This is a genomic window from Paeniglutamicibacter quisquiliarum (assembly GCF_019084045.1).
GTDB classification, from domain to species: Bacteria; Actinomycetota; Actinomycetes; order Actinomycetales; family Micrococcaceae; genus Paeniglutamicibacter; species Paeniglutamicibacter quisquiliarum.
In genome coordinates this window covers 261404-283046 of the sequence record NZ_JAHRED010000006.1, presented here as the reverse complement: position 1 = coordinate 283046, position 21643 = coordinate 261404, and the positions used below count along the sequence as shown (strand labels likewise).

Genomic DNA, 21643 nt, shown 5'->3' with positions numbered 1-21643 from the left:
CTAGGCCACGATGTACCGGGAACAAGGCGAAGAAGGGCTGCGGCCAATGGCCAAGGACCGACCAAGCGGCGCCTGGAACGACTGCCGGCCGAAACCAGCGCCCTCGAGACGCTGCGCCGCGAGAGGCAGGGGCTCCAGGCGGAAGACCGATACCTAAAGTGCCGTGGTCGCCCAAAAGCAGGTATCCATGCCCTACCGCGGGTCGGCGCTCGCCCGCGCATATGATTCGAAGCCAATTCAATTGGACCGCTTGTGACACCGCTACTCGGCGATCCGAGGAACGAACATTTCATCGAGTGGATACGAATCAGTTGTTGTGAAACACGAGCCTCTGCCATAGGTTCAGAGTCATGGACGCGCCAAGAAAAATGGCGGCTTTTGGGGAGCTATGCGATCTGGTGTCGGAAATGAAAAACCTCCAAAGCCTTCTGGAAAGTCTGGTCAGCCAAGTAGCTGCGGCAATGACGGACGCCTACGGGGCTGTGGTTGAATGTTCGGTGGTTATGCAAAGGAGCAGACTTCCCGCGGCAATCGCCGGCAGCGATGATCGAGTGATCAATCTTGGTCAGGTGGAGCATCCTATGGATGCCGGACCCTGGCTCCATGCCATACGCACCGGGTTGCCGGTCATCCTGGCTGACTCTTCAGATTCCCGGTGGCCCGACTTGGGGCGCGAATTAGCCGACAGTGGCTTTACCGGCTTACTGGTCCTCCCACTGCAACTGGGACCCCACGTATCTGGCACCCTCAATTTTTTTACAGCACGAATCGGTGCCATCAACGACGGCCTCATCCTCGACGCGATGGGCTACGCGGATGGAGGCAGCAAGGCGTTGCGCATGGCCCTGAGGATCGCGGAGGCCGAGCTGAAATCGCAGGATCTGTCCGCCGCGTTGGAATCCAGGACGGCCATTGACTTGGCTCGCGGCATTATTATGGCCCAGAACTCTTGCACAGCCGCCGAAGCCTTCGACTTCCTTCGCAGTGCGTCAAATAATCGGAACCAGAAACTGCATGACATTGCACTGGCGATGACCTCCCGATTTGCCCAGTCGCCCGGGCTCACGCATTTCGAAGCTTGAACGGACCGGCGCACAATTCAGATCCCAGAGAGCTGGTCTGAACTACTAGGATCGTTCGGTTGTCTAGTCTGCATTCTGTTGCCCATATCCCTGGAAAAACTAGCTCCCGTGGCTTGTTTTTAGGGTTTGATTAGGAGAATGCCTCGAAGGCAATAGGGCCGGCCCGCGGTACTCATGCCAAGGCCACCGTCAGGATGGATTTCGTCAAGGCAGGCCTGGCTCTCAGCCTCGGTCGTACGAGGGTCGAGCCCCTTCGAGAGCCCCACCGCCTGTACCCGGCGAGCGCACCTCTGCGGTGCCATTCCTTCCGGGCTTACTGCAACGAGCATGTCATCGGCTTCGAATCATGTTCCCGAGACGCCAATCAGACCCTCCGCTCCAACTGCAGCAACCGTGGTCCTCTCCCGCATCTCCGACAATCACAAGAATCAACCCGGCACAACTACGCGTCCTAGACAGGATTGGGTCCCAACATTCGCGGCAAAATCACGCTTGAATGACCGCTCAAATTCCGCCGTTCAGCAACTTCGTGCTTCGGCCAAAACGCCGGTTTGGTTCAGTTTAAGCGCAGGAAAAACGCAGCTTCCCAGGGGTTGGTATAGGGTTCGTCGAGGATAGCCGCAGGTCCGGCCTTAACCTCGAAATGTCTTGCTATGTTTTTTTCAGCGCGGTGCACGAAGCAGTCCGATGCACCTCGCGAAACCAACACACCACTTCATTCAGGAGCTCTCCCATGCTGTCCATTTACGCCACTCTCCAGACCCTCGGCTTCCGCATCAAGAACCGTTTCCAGCGCGATGAAACCGGCGCTACCGCCGTTGAGTACGGCATCATGGTCGGCGTCATCGCCGTCGCCATCATCGCCACCCTCATGCTCCTCGGCCCGCAATTGAACGCATTGTTCTTAAAGGTCAGCGCAGCACTCCCCGCCGTCGGAGCTTAGTCTCGCTCCAACAACCACATCATGGTGGCGGGGCCTACTCGCCCCGCCACCACGGCATGTTTCAACCATTCAAACCCGGAAGGCCTAGGCCATGACACAGCAGAACGAACGCGGTTCCGCTGCCGTTGAATTCGCCATTGTCCTTCCGGTCCTGCTCATGCTGGTCATGGGCATCATCGAGTTCGGGCATGCCTACAACGCCCAGCTCACGCTGACCCAGGCCGCCCGCGAGGGCGTCCGGGTCATGGCCATCTCCAACGATCCGGCCACCGCGCGCTCGACCACCAAGAACGCCGCCACAACCCTCTACCCCAAGCTTACGGATGGAAATATAGCCATCTCCCCCGCAGGCTGCACGCCCGGCACCCAGGCCAACGTCACCATCACTTACCCCCTGTCGACCATCACCGGCATCGTCTCCCCCATCACCCTCACCGGCAAGGGGGTCATGCGATGCGGAGGCTAAGGAAATCCTCGGATTCCGAACGCGGAACCGTGAGCGTGATGACGGCCCTGCTGTTGGTCGCCTTGCTCGGCTTCACGGCCCTCGTCGTGGATGTCGGAATGCTGTATGCCGAGAAGGCCCAGCTGCAGAACGGCGCTGACGCCGCGGCTCTTGCCCTTGCGCAGGAATGCGCCCGCAACCTGGCCAGCACCTCCTGCGCCACAGTGTCCCCGGTGGCCGCAACCTACGCGAACACGAATGCCAACGACGGGCTCAGCAACATCCAGTCCGTCCAGCTGAACAAGAGCGCGGGCACTGTCACCGTGACAACAGGAGCCCAGCAGACAGGCGGCGAGGCCAACATGGTTTCGCTTTTCTTCGCCCGCATCATGGGCTTTGACTCGGCAGAAGTCGGAGCGCGTGCAGGTGCGCAATGGGGCAGCCCGAAAGCTGGTCCCATCATTTTCCCCGCGGCATTCTCGGTTTGCCAGGTCGAAGGCCGCGTCGACGGCGGACTCCAGCGACTGGGGCTCCACGGCGGGTCATACGCCAACCCGGGCTGCAACTACGGTCCCTCGGGAGCACCGGTCCCCGGCGGGTTCGGGTGGTTGGCCCAGATCGAGGGGCAATGCGGCGGCTACATCGACCTTCTCGTCCAGGAAGGCGGTAGCTCCACCGGCAACAACGAACCGCCCAATTGCACCACGGTCTTCAACAAGTGGAGCACCGAACTCAACGCCGGCCGACGACCAACGGTCTTGCTCCCCGTCTTCAACCAGGTGAGCGGAACCGGCGCCGGGGCCGTCTATAAGATTTCCTCCTTCGCTGCCTTCGAGGTCGCTGGCTGGAAGTTCTCCGGGGGAACCTCGCTGCCCTCTGTTTTCCGCAACACCTCCACACACGTCGGTTCCCAGGCGTGCACCGGGGACTGCCGCGGCATCATCGGCAGTTTCGTCCGCTACGTGTCCCTCGACGAGGGCCACATCCTGGGACCGGTGAACCCCTATGGGGCCACCGTCGTCCGAATGACCCACTAGGAGCTTTTCTTGAAATCCCGACTTCTGGGCGGTGTTGCCGCCGCCGTTCTCGCGCTGCTCGGCGCTGTCCTCGTCTTCTCCTATGCCGCCAAAGCCGACGCGCGCGCCATGGCGGAACTCACGCCCACCAACGTCTTGGTCATTCGTCAGGCCGTTCCCGAGGGAACGTCCGTCGCCGACCTTGGCGAATCCGTGGCACTCGAAGCCAGGCCCGCGGGCACCGTGCCCGCCGGGGCGCTGGCCACCCTGGACGAAATCGCCGGTCAGGTGACAGTCACGGATCTGGCGCCCGGCGAGGTGCTGCTCTCCAGTCGACTTGTCGATCCTGCCTCCCTCCAAACACCCGGCACCGTCGCGGTGCCCAAGGGCCTGCAGGAAATCACCTTCGGCCTGGAACCACAGCGGATGGTCGGCGGCAACATCACCGCCGGAAGCACGGTGGGTGTTTTCGTGTCCTTTGACAAGGAAGGACTCAGGGACGACGCCGGTGTTCCTGCCTCCGGCCGGGTCTTCCACAAGATGCTCGTCACGCGATTGCAGCGCGCCGACGCCACCGCCGAAGCGGCGGAGGGTGCACAGCCACTGCCTGCCGGGACCATGCTCGTCTCCCTCGCCGTGACCGACCGCGAGGCCGCGAAGATCGTTTACTCGGCCGAATACGGCCGCATCTGGCTGACCAACGAGCCCAAGGATGCCAAGGAAAATAACCCGCCCCAACTCATGCGCCAATCGGAGGTGTACCCGTGAGCCGCTTCGTCCTGATCTCCCCGGATGCCCAGTTTGACCAGCTCATCCGCGCCGCCGTCCAAGGCGGCCTGCACGGGGAGGTGCGCTCCTTCCTGACCACCAGCGTGCCCACCGACCCCCGGCAATTGCTGGACTCCCTGAAACAGGCACCCGAGGTCCTGATCCTGGGTCCCGGCATCCCCGCCGACGAGGCCCTTCGCCTGGCCACCGTCTTCGATGTCCAGTGCCCGGAAATCAGCGTCGTCCTCGCCGCCGACTACGACCCCGAACTCGTGGTCCATGCCATGCGCGCCGGGATCCGCGACGTCCTCGCACCCTCGGCGGACATCGCCCAGGTCGCATCCGTGCTTGACCGCGCCTGCCAGGCCCATTCGGCACGCAGCCGCCACCAGCAGCCGGCGAGCGCAGAATCGCAGGAGAAGCGGGGCCAGGTGATTGGCGTGTTCTCCCCCAAGGGAGGCGTGGGCAAGACCACCGTGGCCACCAACATCGCCGTGGGCCTGGGCAAGATCGCGCCCATGGGCGTCGTCATCGTCGACCTGGACCTGCAATTCGGCGACGTCGCCTCCGCGCTGTCGCTGGATCCCGAGCACACCGTGATGGACGCCGTGTCCTTCTCGGCGAGCCAGGACACCCTGGTGCTCAAGGCCTTTTTGACCGTCCACCCCGCCGGGCTCTACGCGCTGTGCGCCCCGAAGGACCCCGCCGACGCGGACCACGTCACCAGCGCGCACATCGAGCGCCTGCTCGACCAGCTCTCCGCGGAATTTGAATACGTCATCGTGGACAGCGCCCCCGGACTCACCGAGCTCGCCCTGACCGCCATGGAACGCTGCACCGACGCCGTGTGGGTCAGCGGCATGGACGTGCCCAGCGTGCGCGGACTACGCACCGGGCTCGATGTGCTCAAGAAGCTGGACATCCTCCCGGAAACCCGCCACGTGGTGCTGAACATGGCCGACCCCAAGACGGGGCTGACCATCGGGGACATTGAGACCTGGATCGGTGCCCCGGTTGACGTGAGCATCCCCCGTTCGCGGACCGTGGCATTCTCCACGAACCGCGGCATCCCGGTGCTCCAGGAATCCAAGTCCGACCGCGCGGTCAAGGGCTTCGCCCACCTGGCCCGGCGCTTCGACCCGCAATGGCGCCTCCGGCCCGCCCGCAAGCTGCACCGAAGGGTGGTTGTCCGATGAAACTCTCCGAGCGACTCAGCGCCGCGGAAAACGCTGCGCCGTCGAATCGTGCCTCCGGCGCCCGCCATGCGGCAAGCCAACGCCTGGACACCGCCTTGCCCAAGGCGGCTTCCGTTGTCATGCCCGAAGCCAAAACGGTCATGCCCTCCCTCGTGCCCTCGGACATCTACAAGCCGGCTGCGCATGCACCGGTCGCGGGTTCGACGAACGCGAAGTCAGCGATCACCCACCCGGTGGATGCCTATGCAGGGCTGAAGCAGCGTGCCGCCAAGGCACTGTTCGAACGCATGGGAAGCCGCTTCAACGATTCCACGCTGACCGAGGAGGACCTGCGCGCCAGCGCCCGCGAGGAACTGGTCCAGGTCATTGACGCGGAGAAGGTCCCGCTCTCCCCCGCCGAACGCTCACGCCTGATCAACGACGTGGCCAACGACGTGCTGGGCTACGGTCCGCTGCAGCAGTTCCTGGAGGACGAGGACGTCACCGAGATCATGGTCAACCGCATGGACAGGATCTACGTGGAGCGCAAGGGCAAGCTGGTCCTCAGCGACTCGCGCTTCAGCTCCGAGGAGCACCTGCGCAAGGTGATCGAGCGCATCGTCGCCAAGGTGGGACGTCGCATCGACGAGTCCTCGCCGCTGGTCGATGCCCGCCTGGAGGACGGGTCGCGTGTCAACGCGATCATTCCGCCGCTGGCAGTGGGCGGTTCCTCCCTGACCATCCGAAAGTTCAGCAAGATCCCGCTGACGGTGCAGGACCTGATCCGCTTCGGGACGCTGACCCCGGCGATGGCGGAACTGCTCAATGCCTGCGTCAAGGCGAAACTGAACATCATCGTCTCCGGAGGCACCGGCACGGGCAAGACCACGCTGCTCAACGTGCTTTCCTCCTTTCTGCCCGAAACCGATCGCATCGTCACCATCGAGGATGCCGTCGAACTCCAGATCCAGCAGGACCACGTCGTGCGCCTGGAAAGCCGCCCACCCAACACGGAAGGAAAAGGCGAAGTGACCATCCGCGAACTGCTGCGCAACTCCCTGCGCATGCGCCCGGACCGGATCGTGGTGGGCGAGGTCCGTGGCGGCGAATCCCTGGACATGCTCCAGGCCATGAACACCGGCCACGACGGCTCGCTCTCCACGGTGCACTCGAACTCGCCCCGCGACGCCATCGCCCGGCTGGAGACCCTGGTCCTGATGGCAGGCATGGATCTTCCCCTGCGCGCCATCCGCGAACAGATCGCCTCCGCAGTGCACCTGATCATCCAGATCTCCCGGTTACGCGACGGCACTCGGCGGATCACGCACGTGACAGAGGTCCAGGGCATGGAGGGCGACATCGTCACGCTGCAGGATGCCTTCGTCTTCGACTTCGCCGCCGGCGTTGACGATGACGGGCGCTTCCGCGGCACGCCGGTCCCCACCGGCATTCGGCCCACGTTCATGGACAGGTTCCAGGACATGGGCATCCAGGTTTCGCCTGCCGTCTTTGCCGGCCGGCAACACGCCGTCGCCAACGCCTAGGAGGGCGAGATGGAATTATTGATCGGATTGGCCCTGATGCTGCTGGCTCTGGGCCTGGCCCTGGGTTTCACGTTTCGCCCGGCACGGGTCGCCGTGGATCGCCGTGCCCCCGTCGACGTCTCACCCACCACGCAGCTCTCCCGGCTTGCCGGCGGAACCACCGGATTCCTCGAGGCCCTGCTCGCCGGGCGCAAGCTGCGGATCTTCAGCAGCGAGGCGCTGGAAAGCGCCGGGCTGCGTCTGCGCCAAAGCGAGTTCCTGGTGCTCATGGCCTCCGCCGCGCTCGTCGCCATGGTGCTGGGCATGCTGCTTGCCGGGCCCGGACTGGGCGTGCTCTTTTTCCTGCTGGTCCCGGCGCTCGGGCACGTGTACCTGCAGCGTCGCACCGCTAAGCGCCGCCACGGATTCGGCGAGCAATTGGTGGACACCCTGCAATTGCTCTCCGGCAGCCTGCGCGCGGGGCACAGCATCCTGCGCGCCATGGACGCCGCAGCCCTGGAGTCCCCGGCCCCGACGTCAGAGGAGATGCGACGCATCGTCTCGGAAACCAGCCTGGGCAGGGACCTGCTGGCCTCGCTGAACGACGCCGCCACCCGCATGCAAAGCGAGGACTTCCGGTGGATCGCCCAAGCCGTGCAAATCAACCGCGAGGTCGGCGGAAACCTGGCCGAGGTGCTGGACCAGGTCAATGAAACGATCCGCGAACGCAGCGAAATCAAGGGACAGATCGCTTCCCTTGCCGCCGAGGGCAAGTTCTCGGCCTACATCCTCATGGCCATGCCCGTGGGCATCATAGCCATGCTCATGGTCATCAGCCCCGGCTACATGACCCCGATGTTCACCCAGCCCCTGGGCTGGGTCATGATGGGCGCCTCCGTCGTCCTCATGACCGTCGGCGGGCTGTGGATGCGCAAGATCATCGACTTGAAGTTCTGAGGACCGGAAAATGCCACTCATCGTCACCGCCGGCGCGTTGCTGGTCGGCTTCGCCATGCTCTACCTCGGTCTCGCGTTCTTCTCCGTGGACCGCAAGGGCCAGGCCGCCAGCAGGGAGAACCTGCGCCGCGGCCACGACCTGGAGGAAACCGCTGCCCGGCCCGATACCGGCCTGCTGGTGCGGATCGGCAGGCGCCTCACTCCCGAGGCGTATGTTCGCCGACTCGACAAGCTGCTCTCCCTGGCCGGGCGCCCGACCTCCATGCCACTTGACCGCCTCCTGGCAGTGAAACCCGCACTGGCGTTGGCCGGCGCGGTACTCGGGTTCCTTTTCGGCCTGGATCCGCACCCGGTCATGAAGGTCATGGGACTTGGGGTCTTCGTCGCTGCATACTTCATCCCCGACCTGCTGTTGATCAGCAACGGCCAGAAACGGCAACAGGAATTGCAGCTTGAACTGCCCAATACGCTCGACCAGATGCTGATCAGCGTTGAGGCGGGCCTCGGGTTCGAGGGCGCCGTGTCCCGAGCCGGTGAAAACGGCCGGGGACCCTTGGCGCAGGAATTAATCCGCACGCTGCAGGACATGCAGGTCGGCCGCTCACGCCGGGAGGCGTACACGGCCCTCGCCCAGCGAACCAACGTCCCCGAATTGCGCAGCTTTGTCCAGGCGGTCGTCCAGGCGGATGCATACGGCATCGCCATCAGCCAGGTTCTGCGGGTGCAAGCCAAGGTCATGCGCGTGAAGCGGCGGCAACGTGCGGAGGAGAAGGCCATGAAGTTGCCGGTCAAGATCCTGTTCCCGCTCCTGTTCTTCATATTTCCCGTTCTCTTCATCGCCATCCTTGGACCGGCGGTGATCAATGCCATCGCAACGTTCAGCGGGCAATGACCCCACGGAAGGCCCCCTCATGTCATCTCCACCCCGAGTGGACCGCGCTAACGCTCCCGCGGGCCAACGGCCATTGTCTCCAACCACAGATCAGACGATCTTTAACGGCGTTTACGACGTCTTGGCCCGTTGCCAAACGCAGGATTCACGCAGATTGTCCCGGTTCTCCGGATTTTCCCTTATCTTGCCCAGTCCAAGCGGATATCCTAAGGCAATGCACACTCCGCCCACCGCCCCGCTCATGGGCCCAACCGACACCATGGCAGGGGTCGCCAGAGAAGACTCGCCAATGTCCACGTTGCCATCACCGAACGGCCAGCCCCTGGTGGATTTTGCGGTTCTCCGGGAGCTCGAGCAGCAGGTCGACGACCTTTCGATTGTCTTGGGCTTCGTGCACGACTTCGTGGATCTGTGGGAATCGCGTTATGAACGGTTGGCCCAGGCACTGGATCCCCTTGATCCGGATACCGCGCTGGATGCCCTGCTGAGCCTGAAGACGGCCGCTTCCATGGCGGGAGCCGTGCGCCTCGCAGGGGACGCGCGGGAACTGGGGGAAGCCGTCAAACGCGGCGATGGAGCGACAGCCGTCGATTTATTGCCTGGTCTGGAGGTTTGCGGCCAGCAGACCCTGCAGGAGCTGCAGGAGCAGTACATCAAGCCGAGGGAACAGGGCTAGGTGTCGATCATTCCCTCTCCGGCTTGGGTGCCGCCAAGCGGTAGCCAACTCCACGCACCGTCAGCAGCCACTGAGGGCTTCGGGCATTCTCGCGAAGTTTCCGGCGCAAGTTTCCGATGTGCACTTCGATCGCGCGTTCGTCCACATCGCTGACATATCCGCGTCCGCCGTCGCGCGGCATCTCGCCGCGGACGACATGAACCAAATCGGCCTTGGTCCGTACAGTGCCGACGTTGCGCATCAAGTCTTGCAGGAGATCAAACTCGCTCCTGGTCAGGGAGAGCTCGGCGTCGGACAGCCTCGCGGTCCGCGCTTCGCTGTCAAGGACCAAGCCACCATGGCGCAGTGTCAACCGCTTCCTGGCCGGGGTATCCGCCGCTGGGCCATGGGGTTCGGACGTTGTGCCGTGGGGTTCAGGCGCTGGGGTCCCTGAACGCGGACGGCGCAACAGTACCCCAACCCGGGCACGTAGTTCCCGCGGTCGAAACGGCTTCGTCAGGTAGTCATCGGCACCGGCATGCAACGCGGTCAAGGTGTCCGCCTCATCGTCCCTGCCAGTCAACATGATGACGTAGCAGTCGCTGAACTGGCGGATGCGGCGTAACACCTCATGGCCGTCGATATCCGGCAGGCCAAGATCCAGGGTCACGACGACCGGTTCCTTTTCCCTGACCGTTTCCACGCCTTCGAGCCCGGTGGCCGCCGCGACCACCTCGAACCCGGACTGCCGCAGTACCGCGACCACGAGGTTCCGGACGTCGGCGTCATCCTCAATGACCACGACGGTCCCTTGATTCATCGTCAGTGTCCTCTGCCGTTTGTGAAACCCGAATACGAATTCACCTCCCCACTGGCTATCCTCAAGACTTACCAGTCGATTCCTGAAACTACAAGTGGTATGCAGGTTAGGCCGACGGAGAAGCATCGGACCGAGGCGGGGAATTATGCCGGATCGCGAGTTCATGGTGGCACTATGGTTTTATGCGATATGCAGGCGCGGGCATGAATGGTCGATCTTCCGTTAGGGCGGGAATCCCCGATTCCCTTCAACCGACGAAACTGCTCTTCCATCTGCGTCGGCTCGGGCCGCGGGCTCGCATCGGCCTTTGCCATTTGCCGCTGACCGTGGTGCTCGCTTTCGCCATGATTGCCGCGACAGTCTCCTCGCCCATCCTGCTGGAGCGAGAATTCGTCATCGTCGGGTTGGCCGGGCACGCCTTGCTCATCCTTGCGGCGTGGCTGGTTCCCTGGGAACGGCTTCCAATCGGTGCCCCGCTGCTCATCCCGGTCTGCGACCTGGTCGTCATCGGGTTGTTGCACAACGGGGCCTCGGACATCCTGCGGGGTCTGGCGGCACTTGCAGTGTTTCCTGTCATCTGGTTGTCGGTCTCGGGCATGTTTCCCTGGGCCGTGACCATCATCAGTTTCGTGGGCCCCCTGGTCATCATTGCCGCGCGCGTCCCCTTGCTCTCTGGTGCGACGGGGGCCCAGCTGACCAGCATGTTCCTGTTGCCCTTGATGCTTTTGGCCGTTTCCCTGGCCATCCGTTCGGTGGCGGGCAACGTGGCCCTGCAGCAACGGCAATTGGAGCAGCAAGACAGGGAATTGCGGGAGCTGTTGAATTCCAGCATCGAACGTGAACGGCTGCTGGGCACCGTCCTTGACACCGTGGACGTGGGCATCGTGGCCGTTGATGCCGAAGGAAAAACCATCCTCTCCAACGAATGGCTCCGGCAATTGACCCCGAGCACCGCCGCGCACGCACCTGAGGAAGAGGGGTTGGTGCTGCTGGGCCAGGATCGGGAGGCGGTCCTGGCTGAGGACAAACACCCGATCCGCAGGGCAGTGAATGGCGAGGAATTCGGCGACTACGTGGTGTGGACGGGGACGGGAAATGAACAGCGGGCGCTCGGCACGGCGGCCCGGAGCATGCGCGGACAGGACGGAGGCTTCGGCGGGGCCGTGATCGCCTTCAGCGACGTGACAGGCCTCTACGAGGCGGTCTCGGCCAAGGATGAATTGATTGCCAACGTTTCCCACGACCTGCGCGCGCCACTGACCTCGATTCTCGGAAACCTGGAGCTGGTGCTCGACCAGCTGGACATCGACGCCGCGGCCTCCCTGGGCAGCATGGCCCAATACCTTCGGTACTCCCACCACAGCGCCGAACGCCTGCTCGACATGGTCTCGGACCTGCTGCTCTCTGCCTCTGCTGCAACCACCATCCATCCCCGGAAGACCGACCTCGCCGGGCTGGTCCAGTCCTGCGTCGGGGCCGTCAGGCCGCAGGCACAAGCAGCGAAGGTCTCGATCGTGACTGACTTTCCCTCCCCGCTGTGGGCGCATGCGGATCCGGCGCGGATCGCCCAGGTGGTGGACAACCTCATTTCCAATGCCATCAAGTACTCACCGGACGGCGGCGAAATCCGCGTCACCGCGACCTCGAACGGCCGCGAAGCGATCCTTGAAGTCAGCGACTCGGGTCTCGGGATATCTCCCCACGACGTGCCCCGCGTCTTCGACAAGTTCTTCAGGAGCAACGAGGTGCGTGATGCCGCCATCCCCGGCACCGGCCTGGGGCTCTCCATCGCCAAGGCCATCGTGGACCGGCACGGCGGACGCATCCAGTGCACCAGCACACCCGGGGAGGGCACCAGCATGAACGTCACCCTGCCCGTGGAGCCGGCCCTGGCCTGATGGCCCGGAGTATCGTCGTGCCGGGTTGCCGGCCCCCATGGGACTAGGCGCCCGGGTCCCTGGTCTCAAGCACCGGGAACCCCAGCTCCCAGACAGTTTCCGGGGACAGGGTCTCCTCGGCATGCAGGGAGACCACCCCGTAGATCCCGCACGCCTTCGCGACGGCCTGGACCCAGGCGGCGCTGTCCTCGGCCTTGCGCCCGGCATCCACCGCCACCCAGAGTTGGTCGGGCGCCAGCACCTCCAGCAAATGCAGCTGCGCCGGCAGCGCCAGCAGCGGATTGATGGCCACGGAAACCAGCAGCGGGACGCCGTCGGCCACCGCGGTGGCACGGGCGCGCAGGATGCCGCGCCGGTCAAGGATCGGCCTGCGGGCCAGGGCCTGAGTATCGAACTTCTGGGCCAGCTCCCCGGCATTGCGCCGCAGCGCAGTGCCCTCGTCGAGTTCGCCGGCTCCCATGCCGGCATCTCCCCAGAGTCCGATCACCACAACCAGGTCCCCGGGGCCGGCCAGCGGAGAGGGAACGATGTCGGTGCCCGGCGCCGCAGTATGCCCTGCCGGAGACCTTGGCGCACCGGACCGGGGCGATGGTCCGCCTGCGGCGCGGGTGCCGGTGGCGGGTTCCAGTGCGAAGGCCTGGCTGTCCAGCAGGCGGTCGAAGTCGGGCCTCCCGGGCAGCGGCGTCAGCGTGCCCCGGTCGGCGAACACCGGCAGCTGCGGGGCCAGACGCAGCTCGGCCTCATCCGCTCGCGCCAGCAGCCCGTCGATGCCGCCGGCCACGGCCGGAGAATCGGGCGTCAAGGCAGGGGAAATGAAGGAGTCGGGTGCCGGGGAAGCTGGCCTGCCGGCTTCCGGTTCCTCAACGGCTTTTGATGACCCGTGCTTCGGGGACCGGAGTTTGGGAGCGGGCTCAATGGCTCGCTGCGGCGCCGGTTCGTCCCCGGGTTCCAGCACGTGCCCCTCGGGTGCGTATTCGTTAGGGACCTCGATGATGGCCTCGAGGTGCGACTTGGCCAGGAACCCGCCGATGCCGCCAACGGTGACCCGCTCGGCCGAAACGATGCGGATGTGCTGCCCGTACTCGGCGATGGCCCGCTGGTGGATTTCCAGCAGGCTGGCACCCTCAAGCTGAAATCGCATCGGCACCGCGCACCACCCCCACTGTCTCGATCTCTGCCCCGCCGGCGGTGGCCTCCTGGTAGGAGAGCACCGGGATGGAACCGGGGGCTGTGCCCAGCAGGCGGCGCACCGCCGGGCGCAGCGCCGGGGCGCAGACCAGCACCGCCGAGAGCCCGCGGGTTTCCAGCTCCCCGGCGATCTGCTTGACCGAGGCCAGCACCGCCTCCAAGCGGGCCGCATCCAGCATGATCTGGCTTCCTGCCTCCGAGGGGCGCAGCCCCTCGAGCATGCCCTGTTCCAAGACGGGATCGATCATGACCACGCGCAGCGTGTTCCCCTCAAGGTAGCCGGCGGCAATGGCGGGGCCCAGTGCCGTGCGGGCCGCCTCGATGAGGCCTTCGGGGTCGGTGCTGGCCTTGGCGCGCAGGGCCAGGGCCTCGTAGATGCGCCCCAGGTCGTTGATGGGCACCGCCTCGATGAGCAGGCCCTGCAGCACGCGCTGGACCTCGGCCAGGGACAGCGGGGAAGGCACCAGTTCCTCCACGGCCGAGGGGTTGGTTTCGCGCACCGCGTCGGTGAGCACCCGCACGTCCTCGCGGGTCAGCAGCCTGGCTGCCTGCGCCTGGACGATCGAGGAGAGGTGGGTGACGATCACCGAGACCCGGTCGATGGTGGTGGCCCCCGCCATCTCCGCGTTGTGCCGCAGCTCGGCGGGCACCCACTTGCCTGAAAGCCCGAAGACCGGCTCCACGACGGAAACCCCGGGCAGCGAATCCAGGTGCTCGCCCAGGGCCAGCACCTTTCCGCGCGGGGCCGTGCCTCGCCCGGCCTCCACCCCGGCGATCCTGATGGTGTAGGTGGCGGGGGGCAGGTCCACCGAGTCGCGGGTGCGCACCGGCGGCAGCACAATGCCCATCTCCATGGCCACGCGGCGGCGCAGGGCGCGGACGCGGGCCAGCAGGTCGTCCCCTCCCCCGTTGACCACGTCCACCAGGTCGGGGGCCAGCTGGATCTCCAAGGCGTGCACCCGCATCTTCTCGATCAGGTCCTCGGTGGTTTCGGTGGGCACCACCGCCGCCTCGTTCTGCCGCGCCACCTCCGCGAGGGACTCGGCCTTGGCCTCGTTGGACTTGATGCGCTGGGCGGTGAGGATCAGCAGGGCGCCGATGAGCATGAAGGGCAGCTTCGGCATCCCGGGCACCAGTGCCAGGGCGATGGCCGAGGCCCCGGAGATCAGCAGCGCGGTGCGCGACTGCGCCAGCTGCTGCGAGGCGGTGGAGCCCATGTCGGCCGACGCGTTGGAGCGGGTGACGATCATGCCGGTGGACACGGCCATGAGCAGCGCGGGGATCTGCGTGGCCAGGCCGTCGCCGATGGTCAGCAGCGCGTAGGTGTTCAGTGCCTCGGAGATGCCCATGCCGCGGGAGACCATGCCGATGGCGATGCCGCCGACGAGGTTGATGATGATGATGATCAGCCCGGCGATGGCGTCGCCCTTGACGAACTTGGAGGCACCGTCCATGGCGCCGTAGAAGTCGGCTTCCGCTGCCACCTCGGCGCGGCGCTCGCGCGCCTGGGAGTCGGTGATCAACCCGGCGTTCAAATCGGCGTCAATGGCCATTTGCTTGCCGGGCATGGCGTCAAGGGTGAAGCGTGCCCCGACCTCGGCAACGCGCTCGGCGCCCTTGGTGACCACGACGAACTGGATGACGACAAGGATCAGGAAGATCACGCAGCCGATGATCAGCGAGCCGCCCACTGCGATGGAGCCGAAGGCCGCGATGACCTCCCCGGCGTACCCGTTGCCCAGCACCAGCCGGGTGGAGGCGACGTTCAGGCCCAGGCGCAGCAGCGTGGCGACCAGCAGCAGCGAGGGGAAGACCGAGAAGTCCAGCGGCCGCTTGACGAACATGGTGGTCAACAGGATCACCAGGGCCAGCAGGATGGACACGGCGATCAGCACGTCCAGCAATGCGGCGGGAACCGGGACCACCAGCAGCATGATGATGCCCACCACGCCCAGCGGCACGGCGATCTTGGAGAGGGAGGCGAATTTCATTCGGTCGTGCTCCTTGTGGCCCGGCGGTCGGCCGGCGGTTGGGTCCCGGGCCGGCGAGGCGGCCCGGGTTGGGGCGGTGAAGGAAGGTGCGTGCGGGGACATCGGGGCGCCGGGCTCATGTCGGGCCCGCCCGTCTTCCCGGGCCGGGTGCGGTGCCCGGTGCGTCGGGAACCGTGTGGACGCCGTTTGCGTTGCCGCGGGCCTTGAGTGTCATCACGAAGGCCAGGACCCGCGCGACGTCGTTGTAGCGCTCGGCGGGGATCTCGTCCCCGATGCCGCAGACCTCGTGCAGGTTCCGGGCCAGCGGCACGTCGCGGATCATGGGCACGCGCTTCTCGGCGGCTTCCTCGCGGATGCGCGCGGCGATGTTCCCGGCTCCCTTGGCCACCAGCCGGGGCGCTGACTTGCCCGGCTCGTAGCGCAGCGCCACCGCCACGTGGGTGGGGTTCACGATCACCACGTCGGCGTCGGCGATGGCCGCGATCATGCGGTTGCGGCTCATCGCCATCTGCCGTGCCCGGCGCTGGGACTTGATCAGCGGGTCCCCGTCGGTGCGCTTGTTCTCGTCGGTGACTTCCTTGCGCGTCATCCGGGTGTGCTTGCGGTTCCGGCGCATGACCACCAGCACGTCGGCGGCGGCCAGCACCAGCCCGGCAACGACCGAGGCTCGGATCAGGGAGGCCGCACCGTCCGACCCGGCGGCCAGCAGCGACGCCAGCGGCAGGGAGCCGGATTGCAGCAGCAGCGGCATGAGCGAGGAGACGACGAACCAGAGCACCAGGGCGATGACCGCCACCTTCAGCAGGGCCTTGAGCCCCTGCCAGAGCGCCTGGAGCCCGAAGACCCGCTGCATGCCGGTGACGAGGTTCAGGCTTGCCGGATCCAGCCGGAACTTCCTGAAGTTGATTCCGCCCTGCAGCGCGGCGGTGGCCACCACGACCACCAGCACCACCACGAAGAGCCGCAGCAGGGATCCGGGCAGCGAACCCAGTCCGGTGCCCAGCGCGGCGAGCGCCGCCTCGGGGTCGGGGGCGGCGATGATGCGGCGCACCGCCTCCAGCTGTGCCCGGCCCGCCGTCTCGGCGGCGCTAAGCACCCCGGGCAGCATCAGGGCCGCGGCCCCGATGCCCAGCCAGGCGGCAAGGTCCTGCGAGCGGGTCGTCTTGCCCTTCTCGCGGACCTCCTTCATGCGCTGGGCGGTGGCCTTTTCGCTGCGCTCCCCCGAATCCTGGCTCACGCTCCGCCCACCCCCGAAAGCAGGGACAGGGCCCCGCGCACCAGCGCGGAGACCAGTGCGGGCAGCACCACGAACACGGTGCCGACCAGCGCGAGGGTGAGCATGATCTTCAGCGGGAAGCCCATGGCGAAGGCGTTCAGCGCCGGGGCGGCGCGGGTCAGCAGGCCCAGGCCGATGTCGGCCAGCACCAGGACCACCAGCAGGGGACCGGCGATCTGCACCGCGGCCACAAACATCTCCCCCACCGCGCCCACCAGGGATTCGGCCACGTACGGCAGCCCGATCCCGCCGCCCAGCGGGATGACGGCAAAGGAGCGGAACAGCCCGGCGAGCACCAGCTGGTAGCCGTCGGAGGCGACCAGCAGGGCCAGGGCGGCGAAGTGGAAGAAGCGGGTGAATTGGGCGCCGTTGATCATTGACTGGGGGTCGAAGCCCTGGGCCATGGCGAAGCCGCCAAAGAGGTCGATGAGGCTGCCGGCGGACTGGATGGCGGAGAAGACCAGCATGACCATGAATCCCATGGCGGCCCCTGCCACCAGCTCGGAGACGACGGCGGCCAGGAACGGCCCGGTGGCCAGCGACTCGTAGCCCCCGGACAGGCGCGGGGTGACGGCAAGGGCGAGCCCGATGCCGAGCATTCCCTTGATCCGCAGCGGGATGGCGTTGTGCGAAAAGGGCGGGGCAATGACCAGGAACGCGGTGACGCGCACCGCCGCGAGCATCATGACCTCCAGCCAGGCCAGCGGCACGGTGGCCAGCATCCTTACCCGCCTCCCAGCAGGGCCGGGATCTTCTCGAAGAGCTCGTGGGTGAAGAGCACCATCTCGGCGATCATCCAGTGCCCGCACACCAGCAGCGCGATGGCGACTGCCGCGGCCTTCGGGACGAAGGAGAGGGTGATTTCCTGGATCTGCGTCATCGACTGGAACAGCGAGATCGCGAAGCCCACCACCAGCGAGGTGATGAGCACCGGGGCGGCAAGCTTCGCGGCGACCAGCAGCCCGGACAGGCCGATGTCCAGGACGGCGTTCGGATCCATTAGCCGCCGCCGATCCGGTAGGAACCGATGAGCGCGGTGATGACCAGGCCCCAGCCGTCCACCAGCACGAAGAGCAGGATCTTGAACGGCAGGGAGATCATCACCGGCGGGAGCATCATCATGCCCATGGACATCAGCGCCGAGGAGACCACCAGGTCGATGACCAGGAAGGGCACGAAGATCACGAAGCCGATGATGAAGGCCGCGCGCAGCTCGGAGATCATGAAGGCCGGGATCAAAGTGGTCAGCGCGACATCCGCAGGGGTGGCGGGGTTGGGCAGTTCCGCGGCGCGGGTCATCAATGCGATGTCGGCCTCGCGCGTGTGCGCCAGCATGAACTCGCGCAGCGGCACCACCCCGACCTCGAGGGCCTGGGTGAGGTCGATGGACCCGTCCAGGTAGGGCTGGACGCCTGTCTCGTTCATGGCGGTGAGCACCGGGGCCATGATGAACAAGGAGAGGAAGAGCGCCAGGCCGGCCAGCACCTGGTTGGGCGGGATGGTGGGCAGCGCCAGGGCGTTGCGGGTGAAGGCAAGGACCACGAAGATCTTGGTGAACGAGCTCATCATCAGCAGCAGTGCAGGGGCCACCGAAAGCATGGTGATGGCAATGAGGGTGACGATGGCGGAGCTGGGGGTGCCGTTGGGTCCGTTGATTTCCACGGACAGCCCGCCGTTGTCCCCCGGGTCCCCGGGTTCAACCGGCGCGGCAAGGGCGGAGGAGGCATTGAGCCAGGAAAGGGCAACCAGCAGCACCAGGAGCAACCCGGCCAGCAGGGCCATCCGGGCGCGGGAAGGCAGGGAAGTGCGAAGCGCTCTCATGCGCCGCGGCCAGACCGGACGGCGGCCACGGCCCGGCGCCAGGTGTCCGGCGACAGGATCGAGCCGGCAAGCGCTCCCGAAGGCGTGGATGAAAGCACCGCCGGCGTACCCTGTTCGTTCGCAGCCGGGCCTTCCGCGCCGGGCTCGTTGGCGGGGACGCCGCCCTGCCGCATGGTGTTCAGGTGAGCTGCGAAGGCGCGCGAGCGTTCGGCCATGGTGACCGGGGCGTTGACCTCTTCAAGAGGATCTGGTGCCACTGGCTCGGGTGCCTCGAAGGAGTCCAGCACGCTGATCGAGGACTCGGCCACGCCCAGCAGGTAGCGCCGGCCCTGGACGTCGAGCAGCACCACGGAGGACTTCGGGCCCAAGCCCTGGCGCTCGACCACGGAAAGCTGCGAGGCACGCGGGGACCCGAAGCGCGTCAGCACGCGCTTGCGCAGGTAAAACAACAATCCGAAGACCGCCGCGAGCGAAACGATCACCCGCAGCACCAAGAAGAAGCTATCCAAAACTAGGCCAGGCCCTCGTTCACATCAAGGATCTGGGTGATGCGCACGCCGTAGTCCTGGTCCATGACCACGACCTCGCCCAGTGCGATAAGCCGGCCATTGAGCAGGATGTCCGCCGGAGCCCCGGCGGAGCGATCGAGCTCCACCACGGCGCCGGGCTCCAGGCCCAGCACATCGCGCACCGACATGCGTGTGCGCCCGATTTCCACGGTCAACGCCATTTCCACGTTGTTGATGCGGCCCAGTCGGCTTGCCACGTCTTCGCGTCCCTCGAGGGCGGATCCTGCGGGCAGCTGCGTGGGTTCGTTGTTGCGGATGCGGATGGCAAAGAAGCCGATTTCCTTCCCGGCGCTGTGCAGTTCAAAGCACACGGTCTCGGCGTCCCCGAGCATCGCATCGGCGTGCACCGCCGAATCGGTGGAGAGCACGCCGGCTCCCAGCACGCCGGTGGCGGCTTCGAGCGCAGGTCGCAGGATGTCTGCTGCGGACACCAGCGAGCCGGGTCCGCCCGGGGCTCCTCCCAGCATCGGGGCAGCCACCGAGAGCAGCACGTCGGCGGAGTGCTGGCCGACGAAGCCGGCGGCCACCAGCTCGCCGGATCCCTTCAGCATGGCGGCATCGCGGGTGCCGGAGTGCAGCACGGCGGTGACCGGCGAGGTTGTGGGAAGCATGCCGGCCAGTGCCTCGGCGGCCGCCGAATACAGCGCTGTCGAGTGCAGGACCGGGATGGAAGTTGGTTCGGGGCTCAAGAGAGGCTCTCCTCGGTAGAAACGACGACTGCGGCGATCCGGCCGCTGCGGGTGCCGGCTGCGGCGGTGCCCAGGCGGCGCCCGTCAACAGACAGCTCGAAGGGCCGGTGGACGGGGTGCGGCAGGGGCAGCACATCTCCCACGGCAAGATTCAGGATGGTGCCGGGGGTGACGAAACTGGGACCGAGTGCCAGGGCCACGTCCACCGGGACCCCGGCGATGGCCTCGGTGAGCAGCTCGGCGGCGTTCTCCACCGGCGTGCGCGGATTGGTTTCCCCCAGTTGCGGCAGCAGCATGTCGGCCGGCACCGCGACCGAGGCCAGCGTGCTGCGCTCCCCCACGCGCACCCGCAGCCAGGCGGCGATGACGATCTCCGACTTCGTGGCGGCCTGCGCGAACTGCGAATTGTGGTGGATTCCGACCACCGCGAGCTGTTGCTGCAGCAGGGCACCGAGTGAGTAGTGCAGGTCCTCGAGCGCCTCGTCCATCAGCCCGCGCACCAGTGTCTGCTCGATGCGCGTGTACTTGCGTTCGGGTGCATGGGTGGTGGTGGGGCTGCCGAGCATGTGCGAGACCCAGTTCAGCGCGTCCGCGGCGGGGAACTGGATGACGGCGCGCGCGCCGTGCCCCTCGGCCTCGCAAAGGACCATGGTGGTGGCAGGCGGCAGGCCCGCGACGTAGTCGTCGTAGGACTGCATCTGGACCGATTCGAGGGTTACCTGGGACATGACACGGATCTTGGCCGTCAGCTGGGTGCCCCATTGACGGGCAAAGGTCTCGAAGGCAAGTTCGAGCACGCGCGCGTGTTCCCGGGCCAGGGTGGTGGGGCGGCGGAAGTCATAGACAACGGCGGCGGCCGGGTCAGGGGGTGTTGGATTGGGCCCACCCGCATCGGGGCGTCCCGCAGGCAAGATCGTCACTGGCACCACTATCGGCAGACAGTGGCTGGTTGGTTAGTCGGTTGGGGCAAATATTCGTCCCGCGATTCCTTGGAATCGTCAGTAGCAGACTGACTAGGGATTTTGCGCGAACTGATCGCTGCTCGCCGATAACCGATCGACTCAGGCTGGTTTGTCACCGCCCCTGTCGCGCCCACGTTTGCAGATTCTCGGTCCAACCATTTCGATGAAGTCGGGTGTTGAAACAGCTGACCCGGGAGCTCTGTTGAGTGCGCTGGATCCGGTCTACTGGCCGCGGGGGATATCATCGAACACCGCGTCACCGCCTTGGATTCGGGCATGGCTGCCTTTCGGGCGACGTAGGGTTGTTGGCCAGGGATGAAGTGGAGCCGTAGTCGGCCGAGAGTCTAAGCTCAACAGTGTTCACGTAGCGGATTCCAGCGCATCGAAGAGGAGAGGTCCATAATGACCAACATTTACGAGGGATTTATCGTCCAAGAAACGACCCCGCAGGCGTTCGCCCTCGTGGAGTCCTGGAACTCACGCGTGGCGGATCTCAAGAATCTTCCTGAGGTCGATCTGGCGGAGGCCGTCAATGAACTCAAGGATCACCACCTCGAGATGATTCGGGCCCTGGGACGTATCGAGCAGGCTGTCAACACGAACGCAGGCAAGGTCATCACGGCCTAACAGCGTGCGGAAGACCGCACCGATTGGCCCTGCCCATATGACTCACCGCTTACGGATTGCGTACACGCGGCTTCCCGTGTCACGAGCAGTGAGCGTGCCCGCAGAACAGTGACGGGCGCCGATTGGCGGCGGATTCTCCGCTCAAACAACCAGCACACCCTCACCTAAACGGCAGATAGTCGGATTCGCGAGCTTGGCAAAGCCCGCCGTGGGTTGCGACGAACTGAGCGAGCTATCAGGAACGGCAGGTAGCTTGGACTGTGGGTCCTGTACGGGAATCACATTTCAAAGACTTGGAGGCTGATCATGAGCAAGCGTCGTTATTACAGCCAAGGTCCACGCATTC

22 protein-coding genes are annotated in these 21643 nt (G+C 65.7%); 12 read left to right on the top strand and 10 right to left on the bottom strand.

Annotation, left to right across the window (positions count from 1 at the left end):
- The first annotated feature begins 350 nt into the window (after positions 1-350).
- From KRR55_RS13050 to KRR55_RS13005, 10 genes are all read left to right on the top strand, one after another.
- The gene (locus KRR55_RS13050) at positions 351-1082 is read left to right on the top strand and encodes a GAF and ANTAR domain-containing protein (protein WP_217389507.1); all 732 of its coding nucleotides are present in this window, start codon (positions 351-353) and stop codon (positions 1080-1082) included.
- 733 nt (positions 1083-1815) lie between these two features.
- Positions 1816-2025: a Flp family type IVb pilin gene (locus tag KRR55_RS13045; RefSeq protein ID WP_217389506.1), complete on the top strand. Its 210-nt coding sequence runs from the start codon at positions 1816-1818 to the stop codon at positions 2023-2025.
- 91 nt (positions 2026-2116) lie between these two features.
- A complete protein-coding gene (locus KRR55_RS13040; protein WP_217389505.1) occupies positions 2117-2491 on the top strand; it encodes a TadE family protein in 375 nt (124 codons plus the stop codon).
- Between the two features lie 29 nt (positions 2492-2520).
- Entirely contained in the window at positions 2521-3507 is a 987-nt protein-coding gene (locus tag KRR55_RS13035; protein WP_336245113.1) for a pilus assembly protein TadG-related protein, read from the top strand.
- Between the two features lie 9 nt (positions 3508-3516).
- Entirely contained in the window at positions 3517-4254 is a 738-nt protein-coding gene (gene cpaB / locus KRR55_RS13030; RefSeq protein ID WP_217389503.1) for a Flp pilus assembly protein CpaB, read from the top strand.
- Positions 4251-5450 (top strand): CpaE/TadZ family protein, encoded by a 1200-nt coding sequence (locus tag KRR55_RS13025; protein ID WP_217389502.1) that lies wholly within the window; start codon positions 4251-4253, stop codon positions 5448-5450. Before cpaB ends, KRR55_RS13025 begins: the two co-directional genes overlap by 4 nt.
- A complete protein-coding gene (locus tag KRR55_RS13020; RefSeq protein ID WP_217389501.1) occupies positions 5447-6973 on the top strand; it encodes a CpaF family protein in 1527 nt (508 codons plus the stop codon). Before KRR55_RS13025 ends, KRR55_RS13020 begins: the two co-directional genes overlap by 4 nt.
- A 9-nt stretch (positions 6974-6982) precedes the next feature.
- A complete protein-coding gene (locus KRR55_RS13015) occupies positions 6983-7909 on the top strand; it encodes a type II secretion system F family protein (protein WP_217389500.1) in 927 nt (308 codons plus the stop codon).
- 10 nt (positions 7910-7919) lie between these two features.
- Entirely contained in the window at positions 7920-8801 is an 882-nt protein-coding gene (locus KRR55_RS13010) for a type II secretion system F family protein (RefSeq protein ID WP_217389499.1), read from the top strand.
- 214 nt (positions 8802-9015) lie between these two features.
- The gene (locus KRR55_RS13005) at positions 9016-9477 is read left to right on the top strand and encodes an Hpt domain-containing protein (RefSeq protein WP_217389498.1); all 462 of its coding nucleotides are present in this window, start codon (positions 9016-9018) and stop codon (positions 9475-9477) included.
- 7 nt (positions 9478-9484) lie between these two features.
- Here the strand turns inward: KRR55_RS13005 and KRR55_RS13000 are convergent, their stop codons facing one another.
- Positions 9485-10276 carry a response regulator transcription factor gene (locus KRR55_RS13000; RefSeq protein ID WP_217389497.1) on the bottom strand — a complete coding sequence of 264 codons (792 nt, stop codon included), beginning with the start codon at positions 10274-10276 and terminating at the stop codon, positions 9485-9487.
- A gap of 344 nt (positions 10277-10620) precedes the next feature.
- On the opposite strand from KRR55_RS13000, the gene KRR55_RS12995 reads away from it, so the two are divergent.
- A complete protein-coding gene (locus tag KRR55_RS12995; RefSeq protein ID WP_254456153.1) occupies positions 10621-12174 on the top strand; it encodes a sensor histidine kinase in 1554 nt (517 codons plus the stop codon).
- A 43-nt stretch (positions 12175-12217) separates the two neighbouring features.
- Here KRR55_RS12995 and KRR55_RS12990 read toward each other — a convergent pair whose 3' ends face one another.
- The 9 genes from KRR55_RS12990 to KRR55_RS12950 form a co-directional block, all read right to left on the bottom strand.
- Positions 12218-13315 (bottom strand): hypothetical protein, encoded by a 1098-nt coding sequence (locus tag KRR55_RS12990; RefSeq protein ID WP_217389495.1) that lies wholly within the window; start codon positions 13313-13315, stop codon positions 12218-12220.
- The gene (locus tag KRR55_RS12985; protein WP_217389494.1) at positions 13299-15353 is read right to left on the bottom strand and encodes a flagellar biosynthesis protein FlhA; all 2055 of its coding nucleotides are present in this window, start codon (positions 15351-15353) and stop codon (positions 13299-13301) included. The genes KRR55_RS12990 and KRR55_RS12985 overlap by 17 nt, the downstream gene beginning before the upstream one ends.
- Before the next feature lie 115 nt (positions 15354-15468).
- The gene (locus KRR55_RS12980; protein ID WP_336245112.1) at positions 15469-16590 is read right to left on the bottom strand and encodes an EscU/YscU/HrcU family type III secretion system export apparatus switch protein; all 1122 of its coding nucleotides are present in this window, start codon (positions 16588-16590) and stop codon (positions 15469-15471) included.
- The gene (locus tag KRR55_RS12975; RefSeq protein WP_217389493.1) at positions 16587-17351 is read right to left on the bottom strand and encodes a flagellar biosynthetic protein FliR; all 765 of its coding nucleotides are present in this window, start codon (positions 17349-17351) and stop codon (positions 16587-16589) included. The genes KRR55_RS12980 and KRR55_RS12975 overlap by 4 nt, the downstream gene beginning before the upstream one ends.
- A 2-nt stretch (positions 17352-17353) precedes the next feature.
- Entirely contained in the window at positions 17354-17629 is a 276-nt protein-coding gene (gene fliQ / locus KRR55_RS12970; RefSeq protein WP_217389492.1) for a flagellar biosynthesis protein FliQ, read from the bottom strand.
- Complete coding sequence (gene fliP / locus KRR55_RS12965) at positions 17629-18450, bottom strand: flagellar type III secretion system pore protein FliP (protein WP_217389491.1); 822 nt, start codon at positions 18448-18450, stop codon at positions 17629-17631. Before fliP ends, fliQ begins: the two co-directional genes overlap by 1 nt.
- The gene (fliO, locus tag KRR55_RS12960; RefSeq protein ID WP_217389490.1) at positions 18447-18941 is read right to left on the bottom strand and encodes a flagellar biosynthetic protein FliO; all 495 of its coding nucleotides are present in this window, start codon (positions 18939-18941) and stop codon (positions 18447-18449) included. The genes fliP and fliO overlap by 4 nt, the downstream gene beginning before the upstream one ends.
- Before the next feature lie 20 nt (positions 18942-18961).
- The gene (gene fliN, locus KRR55_RS12955; protein WP_254456152.1) at positions 18962-19708 is read right to left on the bottom strand and encodes a flagellar motor switch protein FliN; all 747 of its coding nucleotides are present in this window, start codon (positions 19706-19708) and stop codon (positions 18962-18964) included.
- Positions 19705-20628, bottom strand: coding sequence for a flagellar motor switch protein FliM (locus tag KRR55_RS12950; protein ID WP_336245111.1), 924 nt, complete (start codon positions 20626-20628; stop codon positions 19705-19707). Before KRR55_RS12950 ends, fliN begins: the two co-directional genes overlap by 4 nt.
- A gap of 444 nt (positions 20629-21072) precedes the next feature.
- Between KRR55_RS12950 and KRR55_RS12945 the strand changes: the two genes are divergently transcribed.
- Positions 21073-21297: a hypothetical protein gene (locus KRR55_RS12945; RefSeq protein WP_217389489.1), complete on the top strand. Its 225-nt coding sequence runs from the start codon at positions 21073-21075 to the stop codon at positions 21295-21297.
- Positions 21298-21643: the final 346 nt, after the last annotated feature.

Bases quoted from the DNA above. Each gene is read 5' to 3' on its own strand.
- KRR55_RS13000 (WP_217389497.1), bottom strand. From the start codon at position 10,276: ATGAATCAAGGGACCGTCGTGGTCATTGAGGATGACGCCGACGTCCGG.
- KRR55_RS13005 (WP_217389498.1), top strand. From the start codon at position 9,016: ATGCACACTCCGCCCACCGCCCCGCTCATGGGCCCAACCGACACCATG.
- KRR55_RS13015 (WP_217389500.1), top strand. From the start codon at position 6,983: ATGGAATTATTGATCGGATTGGCCCTGATGCTGCTGGCTCTGGGCCTG.
- KRR55_RS12945 (WP_217389489.1), top strand. From the start codon at position 21,073: ATGACCAACATTTACGAGGGATTTATCGTCCAAGAAACGACCCCGCAG.
- KRR55_RS13020 (WP_217389501.1), top strand. From the start codon at position 5,447: ATGAAACTCTCCGAGCGACTCAGCGCCGCGGAAAACGCTGCGCCGTCG.
- fliP (WP_217389491.1), bottom strand. From the start codon at position 18,450: ATGAGAGCGCTTCGCACTTCCCTGCCTTCCCGCGCCCGGATGGCCCTG.
- KRR55_RS12990 (WP_217389495.1), bottom strand. From the start codon at position 13,315: ATGCGATTTCAGCTTGAGGGTGCCAGCCTGCTGGAAATCCACCAGCGG.
- KRR55_RS13050 (WP_217389507.1), top strand. From the start codon at position 351: ATGGACGCGCCAAGAAAAATGGCGGCTTTTGGGGAGCTATGCGATCTG.
- KRR55_RS13040 (WP_217389505.1), top strand. From the start codon at position 2,117: ATGACACAGCAGAACGAACGCGGTTCCGCTGCCGTTGAATTCGCCATT.
- KRR55_RS13045 (WP_217389506.1), top strand. From the start codon at position 1,816: ATGCTGTCCATTTACGCCACTCTCCAGACCCTCGGCTTCCGCATCAAG.
- KRR55_RS13010 (WP_217389499.1), top strand. From the start codon at position 7,920: ATGCCACTCATCGTCACCGCCGGCGCGTTGCTGGTCGGCTTCGCCATG.
- KRR55_RS12995 (WP_254456153.1), top strand. From the start codon at position 10,621: ATGATTGCCGCGACAGTCTCCTCGCCCATCCTGCTGGAGCGAGAATTC.
- KRR55_RS12985 (WP_217389494.1), bottom strand. From the start codon at position 15,353: ATGAAATTCGCCTCCCTCTCCAAGATCGCCGTGCCGCTGGGCGTGGTG.
- KRR55_RS12975 (WP_217389493.1), bottom strand. From the start codon at position 17,351: ATGCTGGCCACCGTGCCGCTGGCCTGGCTGGAGGTCATGATGCTCGCG.
- fliQ (WP_217389492.1), bottom strand. From the start codon at position 17,629: ATGGATCCGAACGCCGTCCTGGACATCGGCCTGTCCGGGCTGCTGGTC.